The organism is Clostridium sp. Marseille-Q5894 (genome assembly GCF_946902305.1).
Classification (GTDB): Bacteria; Bacillota_I; Bacilli_A; order Erysipelotrichales; family Coprobacillaceae; genus Thomasclavelia.
This window is the reverse complement of record NZ_CAMPPT010000005.1, coordinates 119,251-133,983: the sequence shown is the minus strand read 5'-3', so window position 1 is coordinate 133,983 and position 14,733 is coordinate 119,251. Positions and strand designations below refer to the sequence as shown.

Here is a 14,733-nt window from a genome sequence, read left to right as displayed (position 1 = left end):
CACCTATATAAATAATTCATCTTCAGTATCAAATAATCCTGTATTTAATTTTCCATCTAAAATATAATTATCACCATCTTCAATATAAAAAATATCACCAATCTGTTCTTTATAATCAAATTGACATTTACTATCAATTTGATACATAAAATAATTCATTTTACTTTTTACAACTGATAACTGATAAATCTTTTTTGAATAATCCATATCATTATCTTGTAATAACTCCACATACTGAGTCCATATCAAATTACCATCATATTCATTACCATCAACATCTTTTATCTTACGTCCCAAAAAAATCGTCACGCGATCTCTTGTATCCAAGATCAGTTCCATTCGTTTACTTACTTCTTTATAATTCAAACAGGCAACAGCCTCCCTAAAAAAATTTTCAACATTATCATCACTATATTTTCTGGCCTTATATACTAAAGCTGTAAGTAATTTTTGATAATATTGATTAAAATTCTTATTTAATAATATATCCTTCATTTCATCATTTAATAACGTTAAATTTATACTAACTCTTTCATCTTTTTTATAAATATTTGCAGCTTTGTTTAAATTAAAGAAATACACTATCCCCTCTTTTAAACAAGAACGATTTATTCTTCCCATAAACTGTTCTTCACTATCTAGTTTTGAAATATCTTTATAACCAATATCCATATCAATATCAACGCCTGCTTCAACTACTTGTGTCGCTACTAAAATAAGATGATTACACGTATTGACCTTATCAATGATTATTTCTCTTTCTAAAATGCTGTCAAAACCGCTAATAAATAACACTTCACAATCAAGTTTTTCGTTTTTAAGACGCCGATAAAATTTTTCAGCACTTTTTCTTACAATAAATTCCAACATGATTTTTTTCTTTAACTTATTCATTTTTAAGACATGTTCAAACAATTTTTCTTCAACATTTTCTATTTCCAACAAACCATAATCAATCTTTACCCGATCTTTAAAAACAGGGTTTAAAAAATATTTTTTACAGTCTTTAATTAATGATACTGAATTACTATTATCGTTTGTAAGCAGCTCTAAATTAGGTAAAGTAGCTGACATAATGATTATTTTCATATTTAAAACTTTTGCATATTCTTTTAAAAAGTTAATTATCTCATTCCAGCGTTCAATCCGGTAATTTTGAATCTCATCTAAAACAATTACTGAATTAGCTAGTTGATAGAAACCAAATGCTGATTCACGATTATCACCAAACAATGTATCAAATAAGCTAACATGTGTAGTTAAAATAATTGGATAATTCAAAAACTGACGGTCTAATAGTGCCTTTTGATATTTATTAGGGTTATTTTCATCAATTTTAATTGGTGTTGTTGAATTAACAACTGCAAGATTATTTAAAATTCTGCTATGATCAAATATTTTATTAAATGAAGCGATATTTTGTTCTACTAACGTATTAAAAGGATAAACATAGACGATTTTATTTAAATCATTATTTTTTTCAATCAAACGTAAACTTAAGTTTATCGCAGTATTACTTTTACCACTACCAGTTGGTGCTTCGAGATAAAAAATATTTTTATCGCAGTTTTCTATTAATGTTTTTTCGGCTTCTAAAAATATCTCCGTTCTTAATTCATTGATACTATTTTCAAAAGTCTGTTTCTTTCTGATCTTAATTATTAGCTCGGTATTATTATATTGTTTGATCAGTTCTTTAAAATCAAAATCATTCATTACACTAATACTTTTTTGATCATTATAAAATTCACTAGTTGCATAGTAATCGCATGTAACTAAAATAGAATATAAAAATCTAACATAAGCATAGAAATCAATTTGTTTATCGATTTTATATTTTTGTAGTTTTTTAAACAAAATATTTCTACCCTTTTTTTTCAAGGGAACAAAATTAAAATCGACATTAAACTGCTTTACAAATTCATCACTATTTACCCAATCTATGATTCTTTTTTCTAATTTATCATCACTATCAAATTTATCAATAAAACAAGTTCTAAAATCATCGATCTTACTATGATGCCTAGAAATCACAAAAGCATTTATATAAGTAATTCTTTTCAATATTTTATAATCATTTTTATCAAGTAAACTTATTTTATTTAGAAAATATCCTAAATAAATATATGCTGATAATATCGAGTGTTTAGAATCTAAGTTTGGTGGCGGTGTCATATAATTCATAGCAGGATTATTCATCTTATCATTTTGAAAAATGGGATTTATTTTACCGGTATCATGGAAAACGATCGTATTAATAAAAAGTTCATTAAACACTTCTTTTCCTTCATCAGATAAATCACTAACTAAATTATTTTTAAAAGACACCATTATTTTATCTAATCTTTTTAATTCAAAAATTTCTTTTAAATATTTAATACACAATTGAATATGTTCAACAATCGTTTCATGCTGCTCATCTTTAATATGGCCATAACAATTATTAATATTTTTCATTAATCGTTCTAGTGACACCACATATTTATCAATATCCATAACTTCCTCCTTCAATAAAACCCGCAATAAAGCGGGTCTAATAAAATATTATATTTTTACTATCAAAAGTATATACAGTCCCTTCATCCATCAATAGATCTGTATGAATAAAAGTCATATATTCATATAATCCTGTTTTTTCATTTAAACCAATTGGTAAACTCTCCTGATACTTATAAAAATCGATATCAATATCCTCAGCTTCTTCAAAACTTCCTTTAGGAAATAAACTATCAATTCTTTCTTCATCAATATTTCTTTCATCCAATTCAACAATATAAACATCATCAATTATTGCAGGATGATCATTTTTTCCTAAATAAGGAATATAGATACACTTATGATTAATTAATGACTCAGCAATTTTTTTAGCTTCTTCATTATCTAAAAGGACAATAATATCCCATTTTGGATATTCTAACCACTGTTCCTTAACAATCAGATTTCCACCCTGCTCTTTTGAAGCATATCCCACTGAATTATTAAAATACTGAATCTTTTTAGAAAAATAACCTTTTTTATTTTGCGGTATAATAGATACTTTTACATCCTTTAGTTTTCGATAAAACTCCGGTAGTTCTTTAGTATTGTTATAACCCTGATACCCTAAAATAGCGCCAAACATTCCTAGTAATGCTACTTTATGAATATTACCAAATGTAAAATAATAATAGGTATTGACTTCAGGACGCTTAAAAAAAGCTGTTTTACCACTTAAAGTAAATTTAAGTGCCTGCATAAATTACACCTCTTTTTTAGTAATGATATGATATATCTTGGCATTTTTTAAATTAGATTCTAAAACTGTTGTTTCGGGATTATAATATATTTCAATACTTAAAATATCATCAAGTTCATTTAACATATTACATTCAATTTTAATTTTGTTAAGATCAGTTTTTTCAAAACTAATATATTCACTTAAATTTGGTAAATATGTATCTGACTTAGTTTCGACAAATAAAGCAAATTCATTTTCACACCCTTCTTTAGCATTAGAAGAAAATGAAGTAGCAGCTACTAAAGCTGTCCGTTTAAAATTTTGATAATCTGCTTCGGTATACCCATCAGTTACCTTTAATGATACTAATTCTTTATAAGCATTAGGATTGATTGAAAAAGGATAAAAATAATGTGCTTCATTACTTACGATCTTCGTTCCTAATGTCGAATTTTTAGCTTCCTCATCTTTTTCTTTATCTTTAGAAGCATCTCTAAATGGTGATAAAATTTGCTGTTCTTCAGCAACACTGCCATCATATTTATTAATTCCCTGACCAAACTGAACAGCACCAGTAATTGAAATATTATTCTTAGCTTCTGCAAAAGTAGCTCCAAAGTTTTTAACATCTACCGCATTCATTAAATTAGTGAAAACTTCTTTAGCATCTTTACATTTTGATAAATCTTCAACATCAAATAACTTTTCATAACGTTCTTTTAATGAATTAGGTACTAATGTTACACTACCATCTTTTTGTGGTGAAAATTTCATTGATTTTATGTATAACACTTTTTTACCTTCACTATCCCACATCTTTTTCATTGGATATTTTAAGGCTTTATCACTACCAAAAATCGTTCCATCTGATAAACTCTTAGGATAACCAGAAAAATCTGCATTCCAATTAGCCATTATTGAGGCAATTCCAATAACTCCATATACTCTTTTATCCATTTTCTTTTTCCCCTTTTTCATAAATTAAATTTTCACCAAGATAACCTGCCATCAACATACTTTGATCAATTTTCTTGACATCCATATATTCCATGACCATCGCAAACAAATAATTAAAGCGCGTTTTACCTACAAATAAATCATAATTATACCGACGATAAAATTGTTCCAACTTAATTTTTAAAACTTTGTCATTTTTAATAACGATAAATTGATTAATAATATCCTGGGTTTTATTTTTTGCTTTGCTTTTTGATTGCAAGTAAGCAATAGCTTGACCAACAGCAAAACTATATTCCAAATCATCTTCAATTTTCATTTGATGTTTGGCATTTATTTTCGTTCGTAAAACATCTCGTATATTTTCCATACCATTCTCCTTTTGATTAAAATACTTATTTAACGCAAAATATAAATTCATTTGTTTCTTCGCACTTTTTAGATAACCCATTTTGATTGAATATTTAGTTATATCCAAAGCAGCTTTTAACAAAACATTTCCAATATTTTCAACTTTTCCTGCATATACCCAAGCATGAACTGCTTCCCTACAAATCAAAAGATTCTTTTTATAAATACTATCAACGCCTTTGAGGTCATCAGGAGCTGTAAAATAATTATTTTTCAAATATTTGGAAAACAAGATCTCATTAATAAGATTTTCAACATCTGTTCTTTTTTCATACTCTTTATAACATTCATCAGCTAAAGAACCGATAACATTTTTATAATTAAATAAAGGGTTTAAAAAAACTTTATAATCCGTAACAACATCCAGATAATGAATTTCTAATTCTTTACCTTTTTTTGTTTTAACAACGATCCCATCAAAACCTTTTTCTATTCTTTCAACATTATTTAAACAATAGATCCTTTTATCATCATCTTCATCACTACTAAAATAAATATTTGTTTTACCATCATTTGCCTGATTCATCAAAAAATCAAAAAACTTTTTTTCAAGTAAAGCTTCTTTTAAAGATAACATGTAAGGAATCTTATTCATTCTTGTCTTATTTTCCAAAAACGGTTTTTTAGAATTTAACTGCATATTATAATTCGGCAAACCATAAACATCACTATCATCATAAATATTATAATCATTACAATTAAATATCTTCGTTAAAGTGTAACGATTTCCCTCATTAATATATGCCTGATCATCATCTTCAAAAAAGACCTTTAAATAATCTTTTTCACTATAATCAACATTATCTAAATTATATATATTTTCAACTAACCATTGCTTATTTCTTTGTAACTTCTCTTGATCAATTTCACCAATATCATCAGCTACAAAATTATACATTTGTAAATCTTTACCTTTATATTTCTCTTGCGGACACTCTAAAGACTTAAAATATCTTTCAATCGCTTCATTATTCATCTTGCCATTGTTAAAACTTTCCTTTTTAACAAAAAACGACAAATAATTATTAGAATGGATCGTTTTCCCCGAGTCTTGGGGTTTATTCATACTTACTAATTGACTTTGATAATCATAAAAACATAATTTTCGATATGTTTCATCATCGGGCTTTTCAATCAAACAATGATCCTTTTTTGAATACTTGATTTTTTCAACTTGATAACTGCCATCACTATGTACCAAAACATAATCACCATTCGTTAAAACCATTGTCTCCAAAATTAAATTTGGATTATTTTTAAGTTCCTGACTAAAAATTTCTAGACACTCTTCCAGCATCACATAGCCTCCTTTCAATAAAATGAATAATTAACAAAGCCAAAGCCCCGGGCATTCATTTCCAAAAGTCCTGCGCCGATGGCTAACATTGCCAATTTTTGAGCATTTTCATTTTCAGCAATATCTAGTTCAATCATATCTCCTAATAATTTAATTCCTTTATATGTCCGTAAAACAGGAACTTTATTTTTAAAAATAATATGATAATATAACTGAAAATCTTCATTTATTTTATCGCTAGTAATGTTATTATATTTTTTTATTAAATTTATTTTTAAGCGCTTTTCAAATTCTTCCACCTTGATATTATTTTTCCAATAACCATGCTCAGTTTTTAATATTATAGGTGTTAACGTGTATAATTTTTTAATCATTTTAGGCTTTATGATCTTAACCTCACCTGTTAATCCCTGGATTTCTTTGGTACGATTTTTTATCAATGTCTTATATAAATATTCAGCCAGCTTATAATCAACAGTTCGTATTCTAAATACATAAGTATTATCTTTTTGATATACGCCATTTTTCGCTAGAGGATAAAGACTGTCAAAAGTATAAAACTTATACATATTCGTTTCATGAATATTTAAAAATTCGTTTTCTTTTACCAAAACACTATCTATAAAATACGCCAGATAACTTTGTATTTCTTCAATTTTGATATCTTTTAATAAATATATTTTTATTTTTAATTCATACACATTCATTTCTATGCTCCCTATTTTGTTTTTATATAAAAGATTATAACTTATTCAAAAACCACAAGCAATAGCGCTTACATTAATAACAGTAAAAATTAATCATTAATATTTTTTTATTTAAAATATTTTATTATTTTGTCTATCTAATCCCATAAAAATAATTTTTTAACATTTACATTGCCTCCTTTATTTAAACATTTGTACCAGATAATGTTTTAACATAATAACATAATATTAATGCAATAACTCTAATATCAACATTAAACAGACTGTATCTTATATTTAACATTATCTTAGAAGCAGGCGATAGTCCCATTTTTAATAGTTATTAAAATACTTAATAATAACATCGCATATTTTATTTTATATTATATTAAAAAAATTATTTAACTATATTTTCTATGCATTCTTGTCTTTATAATATATTATGTTATTATATAAATATAGAAAGCGCTTTTAAATATAAATAATGACAACGGGATGATAAAAATTAAATAAATATGCACATCTTTTTTATAGAAACAAGTGTATTTGTAGGATATTACAAATGCATTGATGATCCGGATAATCATAATAAAGAAATCACTGGTTCTTAAGCCATGGCTACAGTATCTATCGACTATTAAAATTTATGAAATTGAATAAACAAAGAAAAATATTTAGAAAGGAGATTACAATTTTGCTACAGATACCAATGACAGTTTTCTTGTCAAAAAAAATGAAAAAGATAAACAAAATCAGTATTGTTATAATACTTTTAATTCTATGTTCAGCATGCGGTAGACCTCCTGGATTAACTGCTAAAATGGGTCGCAATATTAATTGTGAATCTGAATTAGGGAATTTTTCAAAATATATAAAATTGGATAAACTTCCAACTGGTATGGATAATGAAATAAAAGCCCATGGCAAAAAGGTTGGGATACATTGTGGTAATATGTTTACAATAACTAGTGAGCTGACAGATTACTATACTAATTATAGAATGGTTGATGCCGCAGATACTTTAGAAGATACTTTTGAGTATGGCGCATATACTGTTAATATAAAATATTATTTATATTATGATACATCGATTGTCGATAGTGATACTGATACTGATACGCCAAAAGAAGTAGAAAGTTCTGGTCTAATAGCAGAATATTACATAAAAATTGACGATAAGTATCTAAGTGGTTTAGAGCATGGTTTTAGTCTAAAAAAAAGATACAATAATTTAAAAAAACTATCTAAAACATACTTAGAAGAAATGAACTTATTAATAATTGAAGAACTTGATACTTATACTAATCTTAAAACTATTTAATATCAGCAAATCTATTATAAATAATAAAAATGAGAAATTTTAGAATTCATCATATTTACCAACAGACAAAATAACTTGAGGATTTAAATAAAGAGACTATTAAAACATGAGGTGATATTGACCCCACGTTGTTAGAATAGTCTCTTTTTTAGAAGCAAATATTATTATTTGTTATTTCATGCCAGCTATAAATATCGATATGTCTCATTTATCTATAATAATCACTTATATAAATAAGGTGTTCAAACTAATCTTGAACACCTTTATATCAATGATCAATAGTATGCAGTTCAACGATCTCCTGCTCTAATTTACAGTCATTTTCCAACATATAATCAATGACTTTATCATGAAACTGTTCTTTTAATTTAATTAATCTTTTACGATCATTAGCCGTCAATCTTTTTGTATATTCTTGATACTTTTGTAATATATCTATATTCATGGCAATGGTTTTAAAAGGAATATTGGTCCTTTCAACTAAATGCAAATAAATATAAAATCCCCCAGCATCAATATCACCAAAATGATAATAATTAAGATCTGTTTTAAATTGATAGATTTTCAACAACAGTTCTCTTCTTAATGCATTATGATAACCGCCTAAATAGATTATCAAAGTATTATCAACAGCAGTATCATAAAATGAAGTTAGGTTTTCAATCGTTAAAACATTAGCATCTCTAATTTCTAAGATTTTCAATAATTTAATATTTTCAGTAGTTAAAGAAAAGGGACTATTAAGTTTACCAATATCAATAATCTGTTCATTTAAACTGATTTTGATTTGACCACTTAAATATATAAAACCAGGATTTTTAATAACATTAAAATATCCAAACAATTCATCTTCATTTTGAAAGCTTTCACTATAATAATCATTAACAATATTAACAAGCTTACTTTTGATATTTTCTAATCGTTTTGAATCTTTCAAAACCATTAAAGAAAATTTACGAAATGAAATTTCTTTCTTTTGTTTTACAAGTGCTTGTAAAACAATAAATGTATCATTGATTTCTTCAATATTTTCAATATTTAAATACCTGCTTACTGATTGATAGTTTTCTATCTTTTTTATCATTTCATTTTTAAAACGATCCAGCCAGTCGATAGAAAATGAAACCCCTTTTAAACAATCAATTGTTTCAAGACGATAATCGGCTAAATAAATTCGCTTTATTAAACGGTATGCCTCTTTTATATAATTATCATCTAATACTAGTGCTATTTCATCAATTCCCTCATCATCAATAACAATATCAAGAAGATGTAAGTTATTTAAATCATAACAGGCTTCATCAATCAATAAACGCTGCGAATAGTAATCACTGTTATCATATTTTGGAAAAAGCTTTCGCAATTTAACTTTTATCTGCAAATTTAAACAAGAACCTTGTTTAGATAAAACACTGCGTTCATACTTTTCCAAAAGATTAGTTAATATTTTTGTTGCATATTTATTCATGAATAATAGCCTCAACAAAAGAATTATCACCGGATTTAATAATTGCTAGGGTGGTATCAACATAAGGCATGATAGTACTAGCACGATCTGGTGGTGCTGCCAAAATGATCTGCACATTAAGTTCATTATAAAATCTCATCATTGCCTGAATTCTCGTTTCATCCATATTATTAAAAGCTTCATCAAATAAAACAACACAGCCAGAATCTTCATTAAGACGATTTTTGATTAACTGTTCAAAACTTGAGGCAATAACAACATAAAACGGTGTTTGGGTTTCTCCACCTGATTTTTCCCGATTAACTTTAGAAAATTTAGTAAAATCACCATTTTCATGTGAAATTTTAATATCATAATCTAAATACTCACGATAATCAGTATATTTTTGTAATAACTTTTCACCACTTTCATCTTCACCTAATAAAGCTATTTGATCAAACAATTCATCCATTACAGCTCGATTTTCTTTTGATAAAGTCGTTACAAATAAATCATCACTGTTATACTGCTGATTAGAAGCAATAATATCATAATAACGTCGATAATCTTTACGTCTGCTAGGATTGACCTCAAATTCATAGCTATCGCCATTAAAGTTTTTATTTTGAAGTCCCTTGTTCAATTCTTTAATATCCTTTTTCGCCTGATTGATCTTTTCATACAATCGCGATATAAATGACTCTTGAAATGACTGCTCACATTTTCTTCTTGCATTTCGCACATCATCTTGACGTTTAACGATTTCAATATCTCTTAATTTATAGTATAGCTGCAAATAAACATCAATACTGTCGATCGTTTCGCCATAACCAACTTTAAATTCATGATTAAAAGCTTTCATGGCCCATTCAATATTCGTATTTTCCTTATTTAACTGTCCTTCTAATTCACGAATTTTTATAACTAAACTGTTTTGAATCGATGCGTAATTATGACCAAAACGTTTATAATATCTTTTTTTAATTGCCGCAATTGCTTCGTCAATAATTTCTGGTGCCTTGGGAAGCATTTCTAATTCTGCTTCAATTTCCTTTTTTGTTTTATTATTTTGATCAATGCTGGCTTTTTCATTGATAAGATTACGCTGTTTTAAATCATAGTTATCTTGGGCTTTTTGGTATTTTAGGTTAACTTGATCTAATTGTTGGACAATCGCAACAATCGAATCATCTTGAATAATTTCTTTTAAACGTTTATCAATCTCATCGATATTATTTTGTAAATCATGATATTCATCGATCAAACTAGTAGAACCAACTAAAAAATCGATTTGTGATTTATTCAAGATCTTTAGATTCCGATTTATTTCATGATATTGTTTACTTTTAACTTTGATTTCATCTTGAATTTGGTTTAATTGTTCTTCAATCATCCCTATTTGAATCTTCAAAGCTTCCAATCCAATATACGGCTGTTGATATACCTTAGGATTAAGCGCTCTAACCGTATAATTATTATAAACCATACAAGTTTTAGTAATTGCCGTTTTATGCATTGGTAATTGTTCAACTGTATCGACACACTTAACTCGATTTAACAGCATATTAGCATATCTTTTAGCGTAACTGTTAAGACTTGTAACATAATTAGCTAAACTGTCTTCTTGGGTTTCTTGATATTTATCCAGCTTAGCAACATCGACGATCCCGACCCCAAAAATACCATGACTATTTTTATACTGTTCATATATCTGCATTGCTTTTGTGAAATATTCAGGATCAATAATAATATCAAAACGCTGGGTATTTAAATATCCCTCAATGGCATTACGCCATGATTCATCAGTTATTTCTAAATATTCACAAAGTGGCTTTACATCAATTTTCTTTTGATAATAATTAGCTAACTGTTCTTTTAAAACTTTAATAAGCTCAGTTATTTCCTTACGATAAAAAAAGCGATTACTTAAAAGAAGGTTATGTTGATCAACTAATTCATTTTGTTTAGTCTGTATCTTTTTTAAATCTTGTTCAAAAATAATTTTCTTTTCACTAAAATCACTACGTTTACTTACTAGATCATTTTTTATTTCAAAAAGATGTTCATTTAAATATTCACTATCATAATCATTACTATTAACATTATTGATAAATGTTTCTTTGATTCGAAGTTGTTTTAAAATCATTGTTTCTTGAATTAATTTATCAACATAATCATGATATTTGATTTCAAGCTGTTTTAATTGCGTTTGCTTCGTTTTTAAATTGCTTTCAAGCTGTTTCTTTAAACGATAACCTTCATTACTGTCTAAAATATTTTCTAAACTAATAACTTCTTTTTGAAGATTTTCACTTTCCTCTTTAGCAATGATCAATAGCTGCTTTAAATCTTTGATAATTACTTCGCTTTTTAAAATAGCTTTTTCAATTACTTCCTTTTGATAATACAAACTATCCAGATAAAGATGATCTTTAGCATCTTGGTGATTCTTTAAGCGAAGATCTATCTTTTGATAATTTTGATAAAAAGTATCTATCTTTTCTAAAGCTGCTAAACGATTTTGCTGATCTTTTAAAACATTACCTAAATTACGATACGCTCTTACATTATTACGAAGATCATCGATCTTAACAGGATCTTCATTTAAAAGGAAGTCAAAAATAAAATTATACACATGGTTGATTGGTTTAAAAGCTAATGCGCGAGGAATCAATTCAAAATATTTTTTTGATACCCCCAAGGCTTGGCGAAACAGCCCCGGCACAGCACTTTTTTTATCAACATAATTAGCCTGAATCTTTTTACTAGTTAAAAAGCGTCTAAACTCATTACGATTATACACATGATTTCCTTTAATAAATAAATCATCAGCTATTTTTTGATCGATTACTTGAAAAAATAACTCTTTTTTGATATTTGATTTACTTAGTTCCAGAACAACACCTAATAACTGGCTCCGTTTTGTCGTTTCATCAAAATATTCTAAAACAATATACGAAACCACATCTCCCATTCTTAAATACTCTTTTCCTTCACGCCCTAATTTACCACGAATATAACCTTCAATATTTCTTTTTCCCGAATCATTAGCCGCACTATTAAACTTAGCTTTCCCCGCTGTTAATATATACTGCAAAGCATCTAGTAAAGTTGATTTACCAGTCCCATTTTCCCCTGTGATAACGGCATTATTTTTGATTTCGATCGTTTGATTATTAAATAAATGCCAATTAATCAACTTCATCTTGACTAGTTTTTTCACTACTATCACCTCGCTTTTGATAATCCAATAAAATATCATCGATTTGTTCTAAGCGTTCAACCGGTAAGACATACGTAATAGTCGGATAAATAATAATGACTGCATTATCATCATCACTATTACCAGTTACATCGATAATATTATATCTTTTTAAGACCCTAAACACTTCTTTAAGTTCACTTTTATTAATTCGTTTATCAAAAATACCAGTTGCATTAATAGCATCATGAAGCTGTTGTAAAGTTATTGTGATATTATCAAGCAAAGATACTTCCTGCATTTTTTGATAATAAAAGCGTCGTAACAATAATAAAATAACCGACTCATTTTTCTTAAAAGAATAACGATTATAATTTTGTAAATTATATAAATTCAATACTTTATCAACATTATGATTTTCCAACACATAATCCATCAAGGCAAAATAGCTGGCATAAAGCTCAAAATCAGCAATAATTTTATAATAATCATCAAGATCTCGAGGTCGGCTGGCACAAATGTAATTATAGCTTAATAATTTATTAGTTAATCTTGAAAACTCTTCTTTTTTACTATCATTTAAACGAATATATTTATTATAAAAAGTTGTCGCCTGCTGATATTTATCCATTCATTTTCTCCTTTACTTTAAAATCTTTAAAGCGATAATTATTAACTATTACTTCATTATCTAATGGTTCAACTTCATATTTTGTTCCATATGTAAAACCATATAAATAAATCAACACTAAAGTCGCTAGATCTTCATTATTGTTGATTGGTAATGAAGAACCTAAAAAATCCCCGTTTTGTTTTAACAGCATCAAGACCTTATCTTCAATATATTTATGTGAATAATTTTTAGATTTAATGATTTGTTTCAAAGCCTTCTCTTTTAATGCTTCATCAAGAACTGCAGGCTTTTCTACCTCTGATTTAACTATACTCGTATAATTACGAGGAACATATAAAGAATCTCTCGAAACAAAACTATTTAAATATAGATTCCCCACATCACTTACATCTTTACCGCTAGCAATTGCTTTAATAATATTATTGATCTTTCCTTCAATATCTTTTTGATTGTTTAATAAAAAAGTAATTCGATTGATTGCTGATTCAATAAATCTATTATTTTTACTATCGATTTCCTGCATTATTTCTTCAATATGTTCAAAAGCATTAATAATATAATCCTTTTGATTCAACAGCAGCTCTAATGCCTCCTGATAGCCAAGATCCTTACGTTCCATAATATTACGGACAATTATATCAAGATACTTATCATCACTAATAATAGTTTCAATGTTATTGATAATTCGCTGCCGATATTTAGAAGGATTATCATAAGTAGTAAGATTATAATAAGCGCGATCAACGATCTTAGTTTGATAATCTTGTAACAATGAGCTCAATAACGCCTCGAGATCATCTTTGATCCCTTCATCCAACAAATTTTGAATATATTTTTTTATATTAGAATTTAAGTTTTTTAATTTATTAGCTAGCTCTTTTGTATTTTCATACCCTGTTTCAAAAACTAGATCGCCACGATTAACATCAAAAGTATTGAACGACATAAAAATATTATAGATCAAACCCGAATATTCACCATTATCACTACTGCTATCAAGACTAAATAGATTTTCTAAGACTCTAATACTATAATCTTCAAAAGTAATAAATATCTCATAATTTTCGCCCGTTTCCTCATTGACCCAGCCACATTCTTTTAACCTTTTTAAAATATATAAAGCTTTATCACGTGAATCATCTAACTTTTCATCACTTTTTAAAAAGGTAACATGATTTTCAAAATAATCTTGAAAAATCGATAGAACTTGTTCTTTAGTAGACGAAAAAGACAAATCACTTTTAAATGAATGATAAACTAAAAACAAACAATCAGAAATTACCCGCTTATTATCGCCAATAAAAATATTAAAAAAGTTATTAGGTAAGATATCAAAAATATTATACATCATCTCTATCCTTTCTACAAAAGTAACCTTATTATAACATATAATTCATATTTAAAAAAATTTTACATTCGTTTGATCTCAATAATTTATCATGCCATTAAAGTAAATCGCCATATCATCTTTAAAAAGTACCCTTTTCGTATTCAAATAGCATTTTAATTTTATGACTATTTTCCATATCAGACTAAGTCTGATATATGCAAACAGGTAAAA

At 27.1% G+C, this 14,733-nt stretch carries 10 protein-coding genes; 1 reads left to right on the top strand and 9 read right to left on the bottom strand.

From position 1 onward, the window contains the following. Positions 1-3 precede the first annotated feature (3 nt). From cas3 to cas6, 5 genes are read right to left on the bottom strand one after another with little or no spacing between them, the layout of a single operon-like run. A complete protein-coding gene (gene cas3, locus OC535_RS09185) occupies positions 4-2,496 on the bottom strand; it encodes a CRISPR-associated helicase Cas3' (RefSeq protein ID WP_498823638.1) in 2,493 nt (830 codons plus the stop codon). A 37-nt stretch (positions 2,497-2,533) separates the two neighbouring features. Further along, positions 2,534-3,235, bottom strand: a complete 702-nt coding sequence (cas5b, locus tag OC535_RS09180) for a type I-B CRISPR-associated protein Cas5b (RefSeq protein WP_498823637.1) — start codon at positions 3,233-3,235, stop codon at positions 2,534-2,536. A gap of 3 nt (positions 3,236-3,238) precedes the next feature. Further along, positions 3,239-4,174 carry a type I CRISPR-associated protein Cas7 gene (locus OC535_RS09175; RefSeq protein ID WP_227052905.1) on the bottom strand — a complete coding sequence of 312 codons (936 nt, stop codon included), beginning with the start codon at positions 4,172-4,174 and terminating at the stop codon, positions 3,239-3,241. Then, on the bottom strand, positions 4,167-5,882 hold the full coding sequence (locus tag OC535_RS09170; protein WP_498823636.1) for a type I-B CRISPR-associated protein Cas8b/Csh1: 1,716 nt from the start codon (positions 5,880-5,882) through the stop codon (positions 4,167-4,169). Before OC535_RS09170 ends, OC535_RS09175 begins: the two co-directional genes overlap by 8 nt. Positions 5,883-5,896: 14 nt before the next feature. Next, on the bottom strand, positions 5,897-6,589 hold the full coding sequence (cas6, locus tag OC535_RS09165) for a CRISPR-associated endoribonuclease Cas6 (RefSeq protein WP_024722602.1): 693 nt from the start codon (positions 6,587-6,589) through the stop codon (positions 5,897-5,899). A gap of 673 nt (positions 6,590-7,262) precedes the next feature. Here cas6 and OC535_RS09160 point away from each other — a divergent pair. Continuing rightward, the gene (locus tag OC535_RS09160; protein ID WP_227052903.1) at positions 7,263-7,889 is read left to right on the top strand and encodes a hypothetical protein; all 627 of its coding nucleotides are present in this window, start codon (positions 7,263-7,265) and stop codon (positions 7,887-7,889) included. A 268-nt stretch (positions 7,890-8,157) separates the two neighbouring features. Here the strand turns inward: OC535_RS09160 and OC535_RS09155 are convergent, their stop codons facing one another. From OC535_RS09155 to OC535_RS09140, 4 genes are read right to left on the bottom strand one after another with little or no spacing between them, the layout of a single operon-like run. Next, positions 8,158-9,357 carry a Wadjet anti-phage system protein JetD domain-containing protein gene (locus OC535_RS09155; protein WP_498823635.1) on the bottom strand — a complete coding sequence of 400 codons (1,200 nt, stop codon included), beginning with the start codon at positions 9,355-9,357 and terminating at the stop codon, positions 8,158-8,160. Then, on the bottom strand, positions 9,350-12,559 hold the full coding sequence (locus OC535_RS09150; protein ID WP_498823634.1) for an ATP-binding protein: 3,210 nt from the start codon (positions 12,557-12,559) through the stop codon (positions 9,350-9,352). Before OC535_RS09150 ends, OC535_RS09155 begins: the two co-directional genes overlap by 8 nt. Next, a complete protein-coding gene (locus OC535_RS09145; protein ID WP_024722606.1) occupies positions 12,528-13,169 on the bottom strand; it encodes a DUF4194 domain-containing protein in 642 nt (213 codons plus the stop codon). The genes OC535_RS09150 and OC535_RS09145 overlap by 32 nt, the downstream gene beginning before the upstream one ends. Beyond that, entirely contained in the window at positions 13,162-14,520 is a 1,359-nt protein-coding gene (locus OC535_RS09140) for a Wadjet anti-phage system protein JetA family protein (protein ID WP_024722607.1), read from the bottom strand. Before OC535_RS09140 ends, OC535_RS09145 begins: the two co-directional genes overlap by 8 nt. Positions 14,521-14,733 lie beyond the last annotated feature (213 nt).

What these genes read in the sequence shown, in the direction of transcription:
- cas3 (WP_498823638.1), bottom strand. Translation starts at nt 2,496, where the DNA reads ATGGATATTGATAAATATGTGGTGTCACTAGAACGATTAATGAAAAAT.
- cas5b (WP_498823637.1), bottom strand. Translation starts at nt 3,235, where the DNA reads ATGCAGGCACTTAAATTTACTTTAAGTGGTAAAACAGCTTTTTTTAAG.
- OC535_RS09175 (WP_227052905.1), bottom strand. Translation starts at nt 4,174, where the DNA reads ATGGATAAAAGAGTATATGGAGTTATTGGAATTGCCTCAATAATGGCT.
- OC535_RS09170 (WP_498823636.1), bottom strand. Translation starts at nt 5,882, where the DNA reads ATGCTGGAAGAGTGTCTAGAAATTTTTAGTCAGGAACTTAAAAATAAT.
- cas6 (WP_024722602.1), bottom strand. Translation starts at nt 6,589, where the DNA reads ATGAATGTGTATGAATTAAAAATAAAAATATATTTATTAAAAGATATC.
- OC535_RS09155 (WP_498823635.1), bottom strand. Translation starts at nt 9,357, where the DNA reads ATGAATAAATATGCAACAAAAATATTAACTAATCTTTTGGAAAAGTAT.
- OC535_RS09145 (WP_024722606.1), bottom strand. Translation starts at nt 13,169, where the DNA reads ATGGATAAATATCAGCAGGCGACAACTTTTTATAATAAATATATTCGT.
- OC535_RS09140 (WP_024722607.1), bottom strand. Translation starts at nt 14,520, where the DNA reads ATGTATAATATTTTTGATATCTTACCTAATAACTTTTTTAATATTTTT.